The sequence below is a fragment of the Methylobacterium sp. J-059 genome (assembly GCF_022829485.1).
Lineage (GTDB): Bacteria > Pseudomonadota > Alphaproteobacteria > Rhizobiales > Beijerinckiaceae > Methylobacterium.
In genome coordinates this window covers 68160-85255 of sequence record NZ_JAKSYA010000143.1, presented here as the reverse complement: position 1 = coordinate 85255, position 17096 = coordinate 68160, and the positions used below count along the sequence as shown (strand labels likewise).

The window sequence follows — 17096 nt, the reverse complement described above, 5'->3', positions numbered from 1 at the left end:
AGCGTCATCGACTCGCCATGGGCCCTCCCCTAACGTCCGGGGCGGGACCGGCGTCGGTGCCGGTCCGGAGGGTCCCCGCCCATGGTGCTGGAAACCGAATCGGCGCTGGAATCGGCCACCGCCCTGGCGACGAGCGAGGCGAAATCCGCCCGCACCGATCTGATCGAGGCGGCGGCATCGATCGTGGGCGGCCGCGGCGGACCGGGCGGCTTCGTCCGCGACCTGTTCGGCCGGGTGCCGCCGGAGGACCTGGCGCCCTACCCGGCCGAGGCGCTGGCCGACCTCGCGATCGCCGCGCGTGCGCATCTCGCGGTACCGCGCGCCACGGGTTCGGCGGCGAACCTCCGGCTCGTCGACGTCGCCGTGCCCGGCCCCGGGCGCACCCGCGAGCTGACCGTCGTCGAGGTCGTCAACGACAACCGCCCCTACCTGCTCGACTCGACCCTGGCGGAGCTGACCGAGCAGGGCCTAACGCCCCACCTCGTCGCCCACCCGATCCTCGGCGTCGAGCGGGACGCCGACGGGGCGCTCGTCCGCGTCGTCGGGGAGACCACGGCGGACGCCCACGGCGCCCTGCTGCGCGAGAGCTTCATCCACATCCACCTCGACCGGCTCGATGCCGGCGAGGCGCGCGAACGCCTCGAAGCCGGCCTCGCGCAGGTCTTTCGCGATGTGGCCCTGGTCACCGACGACCACGACGCGATGCTGGCCCGGCTCGGCGCGCTCGCCGAGGGCTACGGCCGCAATCCCCCGCCGCTGCCCGAGGGCGAGGTCGCCGAGGCGCGCGCCTTCCTCGAATGGCTGCGCGACGGCCACTTCACGCTGCTCGGCATGCGCGAGCACGCGCTGCCCGGCGAGCGGGCGGCCGAGGCCGAAAGCCTCGGCATCCTGCGCGATCCGGGCCTCGCCGTGCTGCGCCGCGGGCGGGCGCTCGTGGACATGACGCCGGAGATCGTCGCGTTCCTCGAGGAGCCGCACGCGCTGATCATCACCAAGGCGAGCCTCAAGGCCCGCGTCCACCGCGCGGCGCATCTCGACTACGTCGCCGTCAAGCTGTTCTCCGCGACGGGCAAGCTCACCGGCGAGGTCCGCATCGTCGGGCTGTTCACCGCCGCGGCCTACACCGCGCTCGCCCGCGAGGTGCCCTATCTCCGCGGCAAGGTCGCGGCCGTGGTCGAGAAGGCCGGCCTCGACCCGACGAGCCACGCCGGGCGGGCGCTGCTCGCCGTGCTGGAGACCTACCCGCGCGACGACCTGTTCCAGATCGACGTGGACCGGCTGTTCCGCTTCACCCTCGCCATCGCCAACCTCGCCGACCGGCCGCGCATCCGCGTGCTGTCGCGGACCGACCGGTTCGGGCGCTTCGTCTCGCTCCTCGTCTACGTGCCGAAGGACCGCTACGACTCGATCGTGCGCGCCCGCATCGGCGCCTATCTCGCCCAGGAATACGGCGGCCGGCTCTCGGCGACCTATCCCGACCTGCCCGACGGGCCGCTGGCCCGGATCCACTACATCGTCGGGTTCTCCGAAGCCGGCGCGCCGGAGCGCGACCCCTCGGTGCTGGAGGCCGGCATCGCCGCCCTGGTGCGGACCTGGGGCGACGCGCTGCGCGCCGCGCTCACGGAGGCCATGGGCGGATCCGAGGCGCGGGCGCTGGCCGTCCGCTACGGCGAGGGCTTCTCCGCGGCCTACCGCGAGAACTTCTCCGCCGAGGTCGCCATCGCCGACATCGCCATCCTCGAATCCCTGTCCGAGGACCGCTCGCGCGCCGTCGCGATCGACCGCCGCGACACCGACCCGGCGGCGCAGGTGCGCCTGAAGGTGTTCTCGCGCGGGGCGTCGCTGCCGCTGTCCGACCGGGTGCCCGGCCTGGAGAACCTCGGCTTCCGGGTGATCAACGAGCGGACCTACAGCGTGCTGCCGGCGGGGAGCGACACCAAGGTCTGGCTGCACGACATGCTGCTGGAGCGCGCCACCGGTGCGGCCATCGAGATCGGCCCGCTCGAGGCGCCGCTGGAGGCGGCGATGCTCGCCATCGCCGCGAACCAGGCCGAATCCGACGGCTACAACCGCCTCGTGCTGGAGGCCGGCCTCGCCTGGCGCGACGTGGCGCTGCTGCGCGGCCTCGGCCGCTACCTGCGCCAGCTCCGCGTGCGCTACGGCCAGGACTACCTCGCCGCGACCTTGAGCCAGCATCCCGGCATCGCCCGCCAGCTCGTCGCGCTGTTCCACGCCCGGTTCGACCCGGCCGCCGGGGGCGACCGCGGGGCCGCCGAGGCGGCGGTTCGCGAGGGCATCGAGGCGGCGCTCGCCGACGTGACCAGCCTGGACGAGGACCGGATCCTGCGCCGCTTCGTCAACCTCGTGGAGGCCGCGGTCCGCACCAACTTCTTCCAGAAGGCCGCCGACGGCACCCTGCGCGAGACGATCGCCTTCAAGTTCGCCTGCGCCAAGGTGTCGGGCATGCCGCTGCCGCGGCCGTTCTTCGAGATCTTCGTCTATTCGCCCCGCGTGGAAGGGCTGCACCTGCGCTACGGCTACGTCGCGCGCGGTGGCCTGCGCTGGTCCGACCGGCCGGAGGATTTCCGCACCGAAATTCTGGGGTTGGTGAAGGCGCAGCAGGTCAAGAACGCGGTGATCGTGCCGGTGGGCGCCAAGGGCGGGTTCTTTCCCAAGCGCCTGCCGCCGGCCTCGGATCGCGCCGCATGGCTGGCGGAGGGCACCGAGAGCTACCGCATCTTCATCCGCACCCTCCTGGAGCTCACCGACAACTTCGTCGCCGAGGGCATCGCGCCGCCGGCCGACACCGTGCGGCACGACCCCGACGACGCCTACCTCGTGGTCGCCGCCGACAAGGGCACCGCGACCTTCTCCGACATCGCCAACGCGCTCTCGCTGGAGCGCGGGCACTGGCTCGGCGACGCCTTCGCCTCCGGCGGCAGCCAGGGCTACGACCACAAGGGCATGGGCATCACCGCCCGCGGCGCCTGGGAGGCGGTGAAGCGCCACTTCCGCGAGATCGACGTCGACACGCAGGCTTATCCGGTGACGGTGGTCGGCGTCGGCGACATGTCGGGCGACGTGTTCGGCAACGGCATGCTGCTCTCGCGCACCCTGAAGCTGGTGGCGGCCTTCGACCACCGCGACATCTTCCTCGATCCGACGCCCGACATGGCGGCGAGCTTTGCCGAGCGCAAACGCCTGTTCGACCTCGGCCGGTCGAGCTGGGCCGACTACGACAAAAGCCTGATCTCGGCCGGCGGCGGCGTCTTCTCGCGCGCGCTCAAGGCGATCCCGCTCTCGGCCGAGATCCGGGCCGTGCTCGGGTTCGAGCGCGCCTCCGCCTCGCCCGCCGAGCTGATGCAGGCGATCCTCAAGGCGCCCGTCGACCTGCTCTGGTTCGGCGGCATCGGCACCTACGTCCGCGCCACCACCGAGACCGACGAGGAGGCCGGCGACCGGGCCAACGACGCCGTGCGCATCACCGGCCCGGAGATCCGCGCCAAGGCGGTGGGCGAAGGCGCCAACCTCGGGCTGACCCAGCGCGGGCGCATCGAGGCGGCGCGGGCCGGCGTCCGGCTCAACACCGATGCGATCGATAACTCGGCCGGCGTCAACACCTCGGACGTCGAGGTGAACATCAAGATCGCGCTGATGATCCCGGAGCGCGACGGCCGCCTCGATGCGGATGCCCGCAACGCGCTCCTCGTCGCGATGACCGACGAGGTCGCCCACCTCGTGCTGCGCAACAACGAGCTGCAGACGCTGGCGCTCTCGCTCGCCCAGCACCGCGGCCTCGGCGAGGCCGGCTTCGCGATGCGGACGATGCAGGCGCTGGAGGCGGAAGGCCGCCTCGACCGCGCGGTCGAGTACCTGCCCGACGACGCGACGCTGACCGAGCGCATGCGCCGCGGCGAGGGCCTGACGCGGCCGGAATACGCGGTGCTGCTCGCCTACGCCAAGCTCTCGCTCTACGACGCGGTGCTGGCGAGCCCGGTGCCGGACGACCCGTACTTCGACCGCGAGCTGCAGCGCTACTTCCCCAAGGCCCTGCGCGAGCGCTTCCCCGATGCGGTGAGGGGGCACCGTCTGCGCCGCGAGATCATCGCGACGGCGTTGTCGAACATCATCGTCAACCGCGGCGGCATCTCGCTCGTCACGCGGCTCACCGACGAGACCGGGGCGGACGCCGCCACCATCGCCAAGGCCTACGCCGTGACCCGCGACGCCTTCGGCCTGATGGAGCTGAACGCGGCCATCGACGGGCTGGCCGGGCGGATCGGCGGGCAGGCCCAGATCGGCCTCTACGCCGAGGTGCAGGACCTGCTGGTCAACCGCATCGTCTGGTTCATCCGCAATCTCGACCTCGCCGGCGGCATCGCGCCCCTGGTGGCGCGCTATCGCGACGGGATCGCCGCGGTGCTCGCGTCCCTCCCCGGCGTCCTCGGCACGGAGGCGAACGCGGCGATCGAGCGGCGGCGCGCCGACCTCGTCGGGCAGGGCATGGATGCGGAGCCGGCACTCCGCCTCGCCTCGCTGCGGGCGCTGACCTCGGCGCCCGACATCGTCCGCGTCGCCGGCACCAGCGGGCGGCCGGTCGCGGAGATCGCGGCGACGCACTTCGCGCTGGAGCGGGAATTCTCCCTCGACGCGCTCGCCGAAGCCGCCCGCGCGGCGCCGGTCTCCGACACCTTCGACCGCGTCGCGCTCGAGCGGGCGGTGGCCGGCATCTCGACCGCGCACCGGCAGCTCACCGCCGAGGTCGTCGGCGACATCGGCGCCGGCCCGGAGGCGGTCGCCGCCTGGGGCAAGGCCCGCGGCCCGTCGCTGGCCCGCATCCGCAGCGCGGTCGACGCCATCGCGGCCTCGGGGCTGACGGTCTCGAAGGCCACCGTCGCCGCGAGCCTGCTCGGCGACCTGGCACGAAGCTGACGCCGGATCGAGGACATGAAAAAGCCGGCCCGGCGCATGCGCGGGACCGGCTTTTCAGGGACCGGGCGGTTCGTATCGCAGGCTCAGAACGGGCCCATCCGCATGTCGAGCATGCGCTGGTTGTGCTCGAGCCAGAGGCGAAGCATCTGCGAGAACAGGCCGGGCTTCGGGGCAGGCTGGGTCATGGATCGCTCTCCGTGGGCGCGACGGCCGCAGGGCCGTCCGTTCGCTCCGAAGATGCCGATCATGGTGCGCTGCAACAATGGACAAGGTTGCACTTCGCGCATGCATCGGGCGCATGTGTGTAGCCAAATATTAACGGTTCGGCGTCGTCGCATGCGTGAGCGGCAGTATCCTGCAACCAGAGCGATAGCGTCCCCGCGGCGCGATCAGCCGGGGTGGACCGGCGCCGGCAGGACCGAGCGCGTCGGCCCCGACATCGCCGACAGCGCGAGGCCGAGCCCGAGGGCCGACACCGCGGCCGCGATCAGCGGCAGCTGGCCGTAGCCGACGCCCGCGGTCAGCGCGACGCCGCCGAGCCAGGCGCCGGTGGCGTTGCCGAGGTTGAACGCGCCCTGGTTCAGGGTGGAGGCGAGGTTCGGGGCGTCGCTGGCCGCCTCCACGACCCAGATCTGCAACGGCGAGACCAGGGCGAAGGCGAGCCCGCTCCAGACCACCAGCGCCGTCAGCATCGCAATCTCGAAGCGGGCGACGCCCGCCAGCAGGGCGAGGACGGCGATGAGGCCGAGGAAGCTGCCGATCACCGTGGCGGTGAGATTCCCGTCGGCGAGGCGGCCGCCGATCAGGTTGCCGGCGGTGAGGCCGATGCCGGCGACGAACAGCGCGCCGGTGACGCCGCGGGCGCTGAGCCCGGTCACCCCCATCAGGAGCGGCGTGATGTAGGTGAACACCGTGAAGAAGCTCACCGAGGACAGGGTCGAGACCAGCATCGGCCGCAGCACCGGCCAGCGCCCGAGCGCCCGGAACTCCCGGGCCAGCCCGCCGCGCGAGCCGGGGAGCCCGGCCGGCACGAACAGATGGATCGCCAGGCCCGCCGCGACGCCGATCGCCACCACCGCCCAGAAGGTGGCGCGCCAGCCCGCCGCCTGCCCCAGCGCGGTGCCGAGCGGCACGCCGAGCACGTTGGCCAGCGTCAGCCCGGCGAACATCAGCGACACCGCCTGGGTCCGCTTCTCCCGCGGGACGAGATCGCGCGCCACGATCGCGCCGATGCCGAAGAAGGCGCCGTGGGCGAAGGCGGTGGCAATGCGGGCGAGCATCAGCGTCGCGTAGGTGGGCGCGACGGCGCAGGCGACGTTGCCGGCCAGGAACACCGCCATCAGCGCGAGCAGCGCGGTCTTGCGCGGCAGGCCGGCGGTGGCGATGGCGACCAGCGGCGCGCCGATCACCACGCCCATCGCGTAGCCCGAGACCAGGTAGCCGGCCTGCGGGATGGTGACGCCGAAGCTCTGCGCCACCTCCGGCAGCAGGCCCATGATCACGAATTCCGTGGTGCCGATCCCGAAGGAGGCGACGGCGAGGGCGAGAATCGGCAGCGAGACCATGCATGGGCTCCGTTGGCACGGGGGCGAAGGCGCGGGCGCCGATCCCTTTTGTGCGGTGCGGTATGCCCCAACATGGCGGATCGCCCTCGGTTGCGGACCGGCGGGCAATGGGATGCAGCCTTGTTCCACGAACGGGTCTCAACCGTCGGGTGCGTCATCGCGCGATCGACCTGGGATAACCGGCGGGGTGCGTACACTGACGCCCGCCGGGCGGTGCCGGAGCGCCTACCATCGAGGCCGTTGCGCCTGGCGATCCTGCCGAAGCGCCCCTCGGTTTCGGTGGAGACGACGTGATGAAGGCCCTCATCCTGGCGGGAACGGCCCTCGGTGCCGCCCTGATCCTGCTTCCCGCCGGCGCGGAAGCGCGCCCGTACGGCGGCGGCTACGGCGCGCATGGCGGTTTCCGCAGCGCCGGCTTCGTCGGAGCGCGCGGCGGCTACGGCGGATACCGCGGCGGTCTTGCCGGATACCGGGGCGGTTACGGCGGCTACCGCGGCGGCTATGGCCGGGGGATCGGCTACGGCCTCGCCGGCGCCGGGATCGGATTGGGTGTCGGGCTCGCCGCCGGCGCGCTGGCCGGCGGCTACGGCGGGTACGATTACGGCAGCAGCTACGGCTACGGCGGCGGATATGGCTACGGCGGTGGTTACGGCTACGGCGGCTACGCGCCCGCCTACGGCGGCGGGTATGGCGGCTATGCGCCCGCATCCTACGGCTACGGCAGCGGCTGCACCTGCGCGGGCTACTGATCGGGCCGGGTGACGAACGCGACGGCGGGCGCTTGGCGGCTCCTCCGTCGCGTCCGCCCCGGCGCGGCGCCCTGCCCTACGGCTCGGTCAGGGGCAATCCGCGGCTCGGCGGGCTCCAGTGGAGGTCGGGCGTCGACGCGTAGAGCCGCCGGTGGGCGAGCACCGCGTAGGTGTCGGTCATGCCGGCGATGTAGTCGGCGATGCGCCGGGCGATGCGGCCGGCCGGTGCGCCGGACAAGCCCTCGCTCCATTCCACCGGCATCCGCGTCGGATCGGCCGAGAACGCCGAGAACAGGTCCGCGACGATGGCGTTCGCCTTCGCCCGCACCGCCATCACCTCCGGATGGCGGTACATCCGCGCGTAGAGGAAGCGCTTGATGTCGGCGTCGGCGGCCGCGATCTCCTCCGAGAACGCGATCACCGGAGCCTGCGCCCTACGGATCGCGGCGACGTCGCGCGGTGCGAGCACGTCCAGGCGGCGCCGGCTTTCCGCGATCACGTCCTCGACGAAGCGCGTGATCACCCGCCGGGCGAGCTCGTGGATGGTGCGCGACACCTCCAGCCCGGGATGCAGGGCGGCGATCTCGTCGAGCAATCCGCGCAGGAACGGCACCGCTTCAAGGTCGGCGAGATCGAACAATCCGGCGCGCAGGCCGTCGTCGAGGTCGTGGCTGTCGTAGGCGATGTCGTCGGCGAGCGCCGCCGCCTGCGCCTCCGGCCCGGCATGGTGCGCCAGTTCCAGGGGGTGCAGCGCGTCGTATTCGAGGATCGCCGCCGCGATGCCCGTGCGCGCGTAGCGCGGGGTCGGGCGACCGTCCGGCTCGAGCAGCGGGCCGTTGTGCTTGACCAGGCCCTCCAGCGTCTCCCAGGCGAGGTTCAGCCCGTCGAAGCCGGCGTAGCGCCGCTCCAGCCGGGTCACGATGCGCAGCGCCTGCGCGTTGTGGTCGAAGCCGCCATGCTCGGCCATGCAGGCATCGAGCGCGTCCTCGCCGGTATGGCCGAAGCAGGTGTGGCCGAGGTCGTGACTGAGCGCGAGCGCCTCGGCCAGGTCCTCGTCGAGGCCCAGTGCGCGGGCGAGCGCCCGGGCGATCTGGCTGACCTCGAGGGTATGGGTCAGCCGGGTGCGGTAATGGTCGCCCTCGTGATGCACGAAGACCTGGGTCTTGTGCTTCAGCCGTCGGAAGGCGGTCGAGTGCACCACCCGGTCGCGGTCGCGCTGGAAATCGCTCCGCGTCGGCGAGGCCGGCTCGGGGATCAGCCGTCCGCGGGTCGCGCCCGGGTCGGTGGCGTAGGCCGCGCGCCAGCGCTCACCGTTGGCGCGCACGCGGCCTCCCGCCCGGTTCGTGATGTGCTGCCGGCATGGTTCCCTCGCAGTTCGACGCGGCACGCGTTGCGGCGCGCCGTCGTACCCCATATCTTGGATTGATCACGCGCCGGGCAATCGCCCGCCGCGCCCGGACCCGACAACAGCGCCGATGGCTCTCCCGATGGCCGAGATCACCCTGACCCCCCGCGCCGCCAAGCGCATCAACGAGATCATGGGTGCCGAGCCCCCGGGCGCGCTGCTTCGCGTCAGCGTGAACGGCGGCGGCTGCTCCGGCTTCTCCTACGCCTTCGACATCACCCGCGACCAGGAGGCGCAGGACGTCACGATCGAGCGCGACGGCGCCACCGTGGTCGTCGACCCGGTGTCGCTCGAGTACATGGCCGGATCCACGATCGATTTCGTGAACGACCTGATCGGGCAGTCCTTCAAGATCGAGAACCCGCAGGCGACCTCGTCCTGCGGCTGCGGCACCTCGTTCTCGCTCTGATCTTTCGAGGGGCGCGGCGCTGTCCCGTGCGGCCCCGAGGGTGGTGTCGGGGCTGGTTGCGGTCGCCGGCATCGTGGTGCCGGAACGACAGGCGCCGACAAGCGTGAGTCGCGACGTGGCGCACCGATTGCCTCGCGCGGCGAAATGCGGGACGACAGCGCCGTCTCCTCGGATAGAACATTCGTCAGCGGTCCGCACACGATGATCAGTCACCGAACGGTCCGCGCCAGCCTGATCCGGGCGGCCCGCCTCTGCCTCTGTGCCGGTCTCGTCCTCGGCGTCGGGACGACGGGCCGGCCTGCGGCGGCGCAGGAGGCGGCCTCGGCGGTCCAGGACGTCGTGCTGGTCGACGTCGCGTTGCCGCTCGGCGACACGGTGTTCAAGGCGGCGCGGATCACGGTCAGCGGCACGCGTCTCTCGCGCGACGACCTGACGGCGATCCTCAAGGCGGATTCGCCCGAGCCCTGGGCGCCCCGCCTCGCACGCCTGGAGGCGGCGAGCATCTCGATCCCGGTCCTCGTCTCCGAACATCCCGGCCCGGGCGGATCGCTGCAGACCGTGACCTATCGCGAGGTCGCGGCGCGCGACGTGCGCGCCGGCCGCATCGCCGAGCTGACCATGGCCGGCGCCGGGGTCTCCGTCACCGGCGCGCACCCGGGGTCGGGCACCTACGGCCGCATCGTCGCCAGCGATCTCGACCTCGCCGCGCTCGTCCGGCTCTCGTCGGAATCCGGCGACGGCAAGGGGCCGGTCCAGCGGATCTACGCCGCGATCCAGGCCTCGGACGTGACCTACACGGAAGCCTCGGGCGTCACGATTCGGATCGCCGGGCTCGAGGGCCGCGATTTCGGCGGACGCCAGGTCCCCGGCGGCTGGAACGGCGCGATGGCCGGGCTCGCCCGCGGGCTCGAGGCCGTCGACCCGGAGATGACGGCGGCCGAGCGCGGCAAGCTCGCGGGAACCGCCGCTGACCTGGCCGACGCCGTCGCGTTCGGCAGCCTCGAGCTGCGCGGCCTCGCCATCAGCCGGACCGGCGCCGGCGAGCCGATGCTGGTCGAGGTCGGGCGCCTGGCTCACGGCGGCACCGGCGCCGAGAGCGGCACGACCCTGGAGGCGATCGCGTTCGCGCAGGGCGGCCTCAAGGCCCGGCTCGCGCGTGTGGCGCTCACCGGCGTCTCCCTCGCCCCGACCATCGCGACCCTGCGCCGCCTCGCCAACCCGGACACCGCCGTCACCGACGAGGAGCTGCGCCGCCTCACCCCCGCGGTCGGCGGCCTGGCGCTGCAGGACCTGAGCCTCGACATGCCGGGCGCCCCGGCCCCGGTCGGCAAGGAGCCCGGCCGGACCGCATCCAGGCCTCCGGCCACCGCCAAGTCCGGCGATCCCCTCGCCACGCCCGCCGCCCCCGGTGCGGCACCGGTCCACCTCGCCCTGCGCAGCGGCGCCCTGACCTTCGGGCCGCTGCGCGACGGGGTGCCGACCGCGAGCCGCCTCGATCTTTCGGGCCTGACGTTCCCCGCGGCAATGGTCGCCGGCATGCCGGTGCTCGGCGCCCTGCCGGATTACGGCTATGCCGATCTCGATCTCAACCTCGTGGTCGATTCCGCCTGGGACGAGGCCAAGCGCGAGGTCGCGGTGCGCGAGATGACGCTGTCGGGCCGCGACATCGGCTCGCTGCGGCTCGCCGGGACGATCGGCGGCCTCGGGCCGGAGCTGTTCGCCTCGCACATCCCGGCGGCGAGCCTGCTGATGCTGACGGCGACCGCCAAGGCCCTCGACCTGACGATCCAGAATACCGGCCTGTTCGAGCGCTTCCTCGCGGCCCAGGCGAAGGCCCTCAGCCTGAAGCCGGAGGAGCTGCGCCAGGAATACGTGGCCGCGACCCAGTTCGGCGTGCCGGCGATGCTCGGGAACTCGCCCGCCGCCCGGGCGATCGGCGCGGCGCTGGGCCAGTTCGTGACGAAGCCCGGCCGCCTGACGATGACCGCGAAGGCAAAGAACGCCGCCGGCCTCGGCTTCGCCGATTTCGGCCTGGCCCGCACGCCGGGTGCGGTGCTCGACAAGCTCGACGTCGACGCCAAGGTGGAGTGAGGCCGGCCCTTCCGCTCGAAGGAACGCTATTCCGCGATGACGCCGGGGAAGCGCTGCGCCAAGTCCTGTCGCGTCGCATCCGCCCAGGCGCGGTCCCGCTGCGGCCGCGGCCGGTCGAGCGGGATGGTGGCGACGAGGCTCGCCGGGCGCGGGGAGAGCAGCAGCAGCCGGTCGGCGACGGCGATCGCCTCGGCGACGTTGTGGGTCACCATCAGCACGCTCATGCCGAGCCGGTCGACGGTGTCGACCACGAGGCCGCGCAGCGAGGCGGCGGCCGCGTCGTCGAGCGACACGAACGGCTCGTCGAGCACCAGGAGCCGCGGGTCGTTGGCGAGCGCGCGGGCCAGCGCCACGCGGCGCTGCATCCCCAGCGACAGCGCGCCCGGATAGCGGCCGCGCCAGGGGGCGAGCCCGAGATGCGCGAACAGCCCGTCGAGGTCGCGCCCGCGCTGCGGCCGCGGCATCGCGAGGCGCACGTTCTGCTCCACCGTCCGCCACGGCAGCAGGCGCGGCTCCTGGAAGACCATGCCCGGTCCGGTCTCCGAGGCGCGCGGATCCGGCACGATGGAGCCGTCGTAATCGGCGTCGAGCCCGAGCAGGATCCGCAGCGTCGTGGTCTTGCCGGCCCCCGAGGGCCCGATCAGGCAGGCGATCTCGCCCGGCCGGATCGCGAAGGCGAGGTCGCGCACCGCCTCCACCGGCTCGGCCGAGGCCGGATGGTAGACCTTTCGCGCGATCGCGACCCTGAGGACCGCGTCGGAACCCGACATCTCGTCGACGGCGGCGGACATCTTATCGCCAGCGGCGGACATGCGCTTCGAGCCGCTGCAGGAGGAGGATGTCGATGGCGATCATCACGCTCATGAACACGATGCTGTAGCCGAGGATCGCGGCGACGTCGGTGCTCTGGACGAAGTAGTAGTTGATCGCGAAGCCGACGCCGTTGGGGCGGCCGAGCAGCTCGATCACCAGCACGATCTTCCAGGCCAGCGACAGGCCGGAGCGCGCCGCGGCCACCACGTAGGGCTGCAGCTGGGGCACCAGCACGTGGGCGACCCAGGAGCGCCGGTCGAACCGGTAGGTCCGCGCCATCTCCTCAAGGCCCGGGTCGAGGTCGCGCGCGCCCTCCCGCAGGATGACCGCGACGTTGGGCAGCTTGTTCAGCACCACGGCCAGGATCGCGGCCGACTCGTTCAAGCCGACCCAGACGTAGGCCAGCACCGTGATCACCAGGGCGGGCGTGTTCAGCATCGCCAGCAGCGGCGTGTCGAGCAGGGTGTTCAGGCGCTTCGAGCGGCCGAGCGCGACGCCGAGCAGCACGCCGAGCACCATCGCGAGCACGAACGAGACGCCGACCCGCGCCAGCGTGATCCCGACATTGGTCCACAGGTCGCCGCGCGCCGATTCCCGGCCGATGAAGGCCGCCACGGTGAGCGGCGTCGGCAGCATCCGCGAGCCCGCGGCTTGTGCCGCAGCCTGCCACGCGGCGAGCAGCACCAGCATCGAGCCGAGACGGGTGAGGATGGCGCGGCGGTTCGAGGCGCTTGCGCGGATCAACCGGTCTTCCCGTCGTAGTACAGGCCCGGCGGCAGGCCGGTGCCGGTGCCGACGAGGCGTTCGCCCCCGAGCCGCGACATCACCGAGAACAGCCGCTCGCCGTCGCTGCGCTCCTCAGCCAGCGGGCGGCGCGGGATGCCGGCAAGGTATTCCCGCTTCAGGGCCTCGAAGATGGCGTCGTCGTCGGCGGCCATCAGCGGGCGCACGATCTCCCAGGCGGAGGGGTCGGCCGCGAGCATGTCCTTGGCCGCGCGCACCGCGCGCACGAACCCGGCCATCGCCTCGGGCTTCTCGGCGACGGTCTGCGCCTCGAACAGGTATCCGATCAGCGCGAACGCGCCCTTCGCGCCGAGCGCGCGCATCATGTCGTCGGCGCCGATCAGCCGGCGGAAGCCCTTGGCCTCGAGGCGTGCGCAGTAGGTCCAGTAGGTGAGCGCGGCATCGAGCGACCCCTGCTCGAGCTTCAAAGCGATCAGGGGCGGTGCGCCGTAGGCGATCTCGGTCTTGGCCTCGATGTCGAAGCCGGCCGCGTCCTGCGCCTGGGCCTTGAGCAGCAGCCAGTTCTTGTCGAGTGGCCCGCCGCCGACGCCGAGGCGCTTGCCTTCGAGATCCTTGAGGGTCTTCACCGGGCTCGCGGCGGGCACCATCACGGCGCCCTCGGAGGTCGAGGCCGGCACGTAGCGCATCGCCCGGCCCTCGTTGCCGAGGCGGGCCGCCCAGAGCAGGTCCCCGACGATCACGTCCACCTGGCCGCCCATGAAGGCGATCCGCGCCGCGTCGTTGCCGGCGAGCTTGACGAGGTCGAGGGTGAAGCCGTTGGCGGCGTCGAGCCCGCGCGCCTTGATCACCGCGGCTTCCCACGCGACCGTGCCGAACGGCAGGCTGCCGAGGCGCACGCTCGGGGCCGCCAGCGCCGGATGCGACAGCACCGGCAGGCCGGCGAGCGCGGCGGCGAGCAATCCGCGCCGTGACAGCATGGCGCCTTCTCCCTGGAGGTCTTGCCGGCCGGTTCGGCCTTGGGCCCGCCCCGGCCGGAGCGGTGAGGCTCCGACGCCGAGGGTGCCGTTGCCGAAAGGTCATAGGGCGCAGCACGCGGCCCGTCCACAACCGCCTTGCGCGGGAGCGGTGGCCGGGGCAGGCTCGAAGGGGACAACCGACATCGGAAGAGAGATCATGGCCGAGCCACGCGAAGGCGCCCTGGACGACGAGACCATCGCCGCTCGGATCGCCGCCGAGATCCCGGCCTGGCGCTACGAGGACGGGTGGATTCGCCGCACCTACAAGACCGCGAGCTGGAAGAGCACGCTGATGGTGATCAACACCGTCGGCCACCTCGCCGAGGCCGCGTGGCACCACCCCGACCTGACCGCCTCCTACGCCTGGGTCGAGGTGCGGCTGATGAACCATGCCGCCAAGGGCATCACCGATAAGGACTTCGCGCTGGCGCGCAAGATCGAGGAGGTCGTCTCCTGGCAGCCGGGCCTCGAGGGCCAGGGCCTGGAAGGGACGCCGACGGACGCACGCTTCGCCTACGTCAAGTACGAGAAGTAGGCCGATCCTCACGACACGCTCATGGCATCGCGCGGCGGTGACGCTCGATTCCTTACGTGGGCGGCTCGATCTTGGCGGTGCGGTTCCGGCAAGGGGCCGCGCCAGCCCCGCGTGAGACCATGCCGAACCTTCGATCCGCCCTCGCCGCCGTCGCCGGCCGCCCGCCCGCCATCCCGGACGCGCCCGCTCTCAGCTTCACCATCGGGCAGGATGCCGGCGGCTGCTGGGTCGCGCTGGAGAGCCACGGGATCGCCGGCGGCCTGTTCCGCAACCGCGACGACGCGCTCCATTACGCCGGGGGCGAGATCCGGAACGGGCGCGGCGAGATCCGCTTCGCCACCGGCCCCATCGCCTTCAAGGCCGGATGCTGAGGCGCCCTGCGGTCACTGCGGGCTCTTCACCCGGCGGCACTCGGTCTTGAGGTAGGAGGTCTTGCCGATCTCCTCGCGCAGGTCCGTGCGGGCGATGATCTCCTGCCAGCCGTTGGTGCAGCCGAGCTCGTTCGCGACGCGGACCTTGCGCACCTCCAGGGCCTTGTCGTCGGTGCAGGCTTCCTGCGCGATCGCGTTGGCGCAGACGAGGACGACGGCGAGGAAGGTGTTCACGGCAAGGGCTCTCCCGCGGGAAGGACGTGGCAGCCCTACGCACGAGCCGCGCAGGAGGTTTCGCGCCGGGCGGCGCGGCGGCGTCGCCTTGCGTCGACCGGGCCGAGCTTCACGCCACGGCGACGACGCGGTCGGCCGCGTAGGTCGCGCCCTCGACCGGGTTCGCCACCCAGCGGCAGCGTCCGATCGTCATGTCGTGCCCGGCATGGAAATGGCCGGACACCCACAGGACGGGCCGCGCGGCGTCGTCGAGCTCGTCGAGCACCGTGGTCGCGTAGAAGGCCGGCACCCACCACGGCACCCCCGGGGCGTCGCGGAAGGCGTCGGCCGCACGCGGGCTCGGGGGATGGTGCGTCACCGCCACCGTCGGCCCGTCGAACGGCTGCGCCAGGGCCGCCAGCAGCCGGCGGCGCTCGGAGGCGTGGGCCGCCATCGCGTCGGCGGGAAGCCAGGCGGTGCCGTCGGCCTTGCGGATCGAGCCGCGGTACTCTCGCGAACCGGTGATCGGGTCGGTCATCCGCTCGGCCGCGTAGCTCACCGGGTCGGCCGGCCGGTCGGGCGCGTCCGCCGCGAGCCAGCGCCCGGCCAGGGACCAGTCGCTCCACAGGGTCGCGCCGACGAAGCGAACCCCATCGAGGACGCACGTGGCGCCGTGCTGCAGCAGGTGGATCCGGGCACCGGCGCCATTCAGGCGCTCGACCTCCCCTGCCAGTGCGGCGAGGAGCTCGGGGGCGGTTCGCGCGTCGCCGGTCGGCGCATAGTGCTCGTGATTGCCCGGCACGAGCACCACCGGTCGGCCGCCGGCCAGCGCCAGCACGGCGGCGAGCCCGCGCTCGGGGTGGCCCTCGTACAGATCGCCGGCGCAGACCATCACGTCGAACGCCCCGCTCGGTGCGGCGATGAGATCGAGGCGGCGGCGCTCGAGATGGAGGTCGGAGATCGGGAAGATCCTCACGGGGGCGGTCCTGCTTCGTGCACGGCGCGGCGCTCGGCGGAGGCCGCGCGAAGGATGTCGCCGGCCGAGTCCGCGTTGAGGATGGCGATCCCGGCCGCGGCGATCAGGTCGGGCCAGGGCGAGGGCTGCAGCGCGGTGGCGAGCCCGGCCGCGATGATCGCCAGGTTGGCGTAGGCGTCGTTGCGGGCCGACAGCCAGGCCGCCCGCGTCAGGCTGCCGGCGCCGTCGCGATGGCGCGACAGCATCAGGGCGCAGGTCAGGTTGACGGCGAGCGCGCCGAGGCCGGTGAGCGTCAACGGAAGCGGCGCCGGCGCGCTCAGGTCCGAAAACTTCTCGTAGGCCGCGTAGGCGGTCGCGAGCGCCGGCACCATCAGGATGCCGGCCATCAGCGTGCCGAGGCGGGCGCGGTTGACTGCGCTCCAGCCGAGGCCGGCGAAGATCAGCAGGTTGATCGCCGCGTCCTCGAGGAAGTCGAGGCTGTCGGCGATCAACGCCACCGAGCCGATCGCCAGGGCGACCGCGATCTCGATGCCGAAGTAGCCGAGGTTCAGCCCCGCGACGCGCGCGACGACGGGGCGGAGCGGGGGGGAGGCGGTGGAGTCCACGCGGGCGACGGTGTCCGTTGACGGGCCGGGCCGCCTCTTCGCCCACCGCGCGCGGGCTGTCGACCCGGTCTCGGCGTTTCGCCCGGCTGGATTCGGCGCCCGACCTGTGCGAGGCGGGGCCGCGGCCGGACCGAATCCGTGCGGCCGGAACGAGGAGTCTCAGATGTTGCCCGAATTGCGCGTTCTCTACTTCGAGGACCTCGAAGTCGGGCTCTCGGAGACCCTGTCGAAGACGATCGCCTCCTCCGACGTGATCGGCTTCGCCGAGATCACCGGCGACCGCAACCCGATCCACCTGTCCGAGCACTTCGCGGCGCGCACGCCCTTCGGCACCCGCATCGCCCACGGCCTCTACACCGCCGGGCTGATCTCGGCGGTGCTCGGCACCCGCCTCCCCGGCCCCGGCGCGGTCTACATCAGCCAGACCCTGAACTTCCGCGCGCCCGTGCGCATCGGCGACACCGTCGACGTGACCGTCGAGGTAGCCGAGCTCGTGCCCGAGCGGCGCCGCGCCCGCCTCAAGTGCACCTGCTCGGTGGCCGGCGAGGTCGTGCTCGACGGCGAGGCCCTGGTGAAGGTGCCGACCAAGGCCGAGGCCGACCCGCTGGCGATCCGCATGGGCGGCCGTCCGCCGGCGTGAGCGGAGCCGGACCCTAGGGCCGCCGACCGCAT

The 17096-nt window shown here is 72.7% G+C and carries 15 protein-coding genes; 7 read left to right on the top strand and 8 right to left on the bottom strand.

Features of this window, described 5'->3' with window-relative positions:
• Window positions 1-81 precede the first annotated feature (81 nt).
• Window positions 82-4932, top strand: a complete 4851-nt coding sequence (locus MKK55_RS21295; RefSeq protein ID WP_243937521.1) for an NAD-glutamate dehydrogenase — start codon at window positions 82-84, stop codon at window positions 4930-4932.
• A gap of 389 nt (window positions 4933-5321) precedes the next feature.
• On the opposite strand, the gene MKK55_RS21290 is transcribed toward MKK55_RS21295, so the two are convergent.
• Window positions 5322-6497, bottom strand: a complete 1176-nt coding sequence (locus tag MKK55_RS21290) for an MFS transporter (RefSeq protein WP_243937520.1) — start codon at window positions 6495-6497, stop codon at window positions 5322-5324.
• A 293-nt stretch (window positions 6498-6790) separates the two neighbouring features.
• Here MKK55_RS21290 and MKK55_RS21285 point away from each other — a divergent pair, with 293 nt between their 5' ends.
• Window positions 6791-7246 (top strand): hypothetical protein, encoded by a 456-nt coding sequence (locus tag MKK55_RS21285; RefSeq protein ID WP_243937519.1) that lies wholly within the window; start codon window positions 6791-6793, stop codon window positions 7244-7246.
• Between the two features lie 76 nt (window positions 7247-7322).
• Here MKK55_RS21285 and MKK55_RS21280 read toward each other — a convergent pair whose 3' ends face one another.
• A complete protein-coding gene (locus MKK55_RS21280) occupies window positions 7323-8570 on the bottom strand; it encodes a deoxyguanosinetriphosphate triphosphohydrolase (protein ID WP_243937517.1) in 1248 nt (415 codons plus the stop codon).
• Window positions 8571-8733: 163 nt separating this feature from the next.
• On the opposite strand from MKK55_RS21280, the gene MKK55_RS21275 reads away from it, so the two are divergent.
• Both MKK55_RS21275 and MKK55_RS21270 read left to right on the top strand, forming a co-directional pair.
• Window positions 8734-9060, top strand: coding sequence for a HesB/IscA family protein (locus tag MKK55_RS21275; RefSeq protein ID WP_147728759.1), 327 nt, complete (start codon window positions 8734-8736; stop codon window positions 9058-9060).
• Window positions 9061-9261: 201 nt separating this feature from the next.
• The gene (locus MKK55_RS21270; RefSeq protein ID WP_243937515.1) at window positions 9262-11151 is read left to right on the top strand and encodes a hypothetical protein; all 1890 of its coding nucleotides are present in this window, start codon (window positions 9262-9264) and stop codon (window positions 11149-11151) included.
• Window positions 11152-11177: 26 nt separating this feature from the next.
• Here MKK55_RS21270 and MKK55_RS21265 read toward each other — a convergent pair whose 3' ends face one another.
• From MKK55_RS21265 to MKK55_RS21255, 3 genes are read right to left on the bottom strand one after another with little or no spacing between them, the layout of a single operon-like run.
• A complete protein-coding gene (locus tag MKK55_RS21265) occupies window positions 11178-11942 on the bottom strand; it encodes an ABC transporter ATP-binding protein (RefSeq protein ID WP_243932126.1) in 765 nt (254 codons plus the stop codon).
• A gap of 1 nt (window position 11943) precedes the next feature.
• Window positions 11944-12654 (bottom strand): ABC transporter permease, encoded by a 711-nt coding sequence (locus MKK55_RS21260; RefSeq protein ID WP_147727945.1) that lies wholly within the window; start codon window positions 12652-12654, stop codon window positions 11944-11946.
• 50 nt (window positions 12655-12704) lie between these two features.
• Complete coding sequence (locus MKK55_RS21255) at window positions 12705-13685, bottom strand: ABC transporter substrate-binding protein (protein ID WP_147727942.1); 981 nt, start codon at window positions 13683-13685, stop codon at window positions 12705-12707.
• A 196-nt stretch (window positions 13686-13881) separates the two neighbouring features.
• Here MKK55_RS21255 and MKK55_RS21250 point away from each other — a divergent pair, with 196 nt between their 5' ends.
• Both MKK55_RS21250 and MKK55_RS21245 read left to right on the top strand, forming a co-directional pair.
• A complete protein-coding gene (locus tag MKK55_RS21250; protein ID WP_147842313.1) occupies window positions 13882-14259 on the top strand; it encodes a 4a-hydroxytetrahydrobiopterin dehydratase in 378 nt (125 codons plus the stop codon).
• Between the two features lie 119 nt (window positions 14260-14378).
• Window positions 14379-14630, top strand: a complete 252-nt coding sequence (locus MKK55_RS21245; protein WP_147727940.1) for an RAG2 PHD domain containing protein — start codon at window positions 14379-14381, stop codon at window positions 14628-14630.
• Between the two features lie 12 nt (window positions 14631-14642).
• On the opposite strand, the gene MKK55_RS21240 is transcribed toward MKK55_RS21245, so the two are convergent.
• The 3 genes from MKK55_RS21240 to MKK55_RS21230 form a co-directional block, all read right to left on the bottom strand.
• Window positions 14643-14864, bottom strand: a complete 222-nt coding sequence (locus MKK55_RS21240; RefSeq protein ID WP_243932129.1) for a hypothetical protein — start codon at window positions 14862-14864, stop codon at window positions 14643-14645.
• A 109-nt stretch (window positions 14865-14973) separates the two neighbouring features.
• The gene (locus MKK55_RS21235) at window positions 14974-15819 is read right to left on the bottom strand and encodes a metallophosphoesterase (RefSeq protein ID WP_147842315.1); all 846 of its coding nucleotides are present in this window, start codon (window positions 15817-15819) and stop codon (window positions 14974-14976) included.
• Window positions 15816-16424, bottom strand: a complete 609-nt coding sequence (locus MKK55_RS21230) for a cation transporter (protein WP_243937514.1) — start codon at window positions 16422-16424, stop codon at window positions 15816-15818. Before MKK55_RS21230 ends, MKK55_RS21235 begins: the two co-directional genes overlap by 4 nt.
• A gap of 163 nt (window positions 16425-16587) precedes the next feature.
• Between MKK55_RS21230 and croR the strand changes: the two genes are divergently transcribed.
• Window positions 16588-17064, top strand: coding sequence for a 3-hydroxybutyryl-CoA dehydratase (gene croR / locus MKK55_RS21225; protein WP_147727936.1), 477 nt, complete (start codon window positions 16588-16590; stop codon window positions 17062-17064).
• Window positions 17065-17096 lie beyond the last annotated feature (32 nt).

Bases quoted from the DNA above. Each gene is read 5' to 3' on its own strand.
- MKK55_RS21255 (WP_147727942.1), bottom strand. From the start codon at position 13,685: ATGCTGTCACGGCGCGGATTGCTCGCCGCCGCGCTCGCCGGCCTGCCG.
- MKK55_RS21260 (WP_147727945.1), bottom strand. From the start codon at position 12,654: ATGCTGGTGCTGCTCGCCGCGTGGCAGGCTGCGGCACAAGCCGCGGGC.
- MKK55_RS21290 (WP_243937520.1), bottom strand. From the start codon at position 6,497: ATGGTCTCGCTGCCGATTCTCGCCCTCGCCGTCGCCTCCTTCGGGATC.
- MKK55_RS21285 (WP_243937519.1), top strand. From the start codon at position 6,791: ATGAAGGCCCTCATCCTGGCGGGAACGGCCCTCGGTGCCGCCCTGATC.
- MKK55_RS21270 (WP_243937515.1), top strand. From the start codon at position 9,262: ATGATCAGTCACCGAACGGTCCGCGCCAGCCTGATCCGGGCGGCCCGC.
- MKK55_RS21245 (WP_147727940.1), top strand. From the start codon at position 14,379: ATGCCGAACCTTCGATCCGCCCTCGCCGCCGTCGCCGGCCGCCCGCCC.
- croR (WP_147727936.1), top strand. From the start codon at position 16,588: ATGTTGCCCGAATTGCGCGTTCTCTACTTCGAGGACCTCGAAGTCGGG.
- MKK55_RS21275 (WP_147728759.1), top strand. From the start codon at position 8,734: ATGGCCGAGATCACCCTGACCCCCCGCGCCGCCAAGCGCATCAACGAG.
- MKK55_RS21295 (WP_243937521.1), top strand. From the start codon at position 82: ATGGTGCTGGAAACCGAATCGGCGCTGGAATCGGCCACCGCCCTGGCG.
- MKK55_RS21265 (WP_243932126.1), bottom strand. From the start codon at position 11,942: ATGTCCGCCGCCGTCGACGAGATGTCGGGTTCCGACGCGGTCCTCAGG.
- MKK55_RS21250 (WP_147842313.1), top strand. From the start codon at position 13,882: ATGGCCGAGCCACGCGAAGGCGCCCTGGACGACGAGACCATCGCCGCT.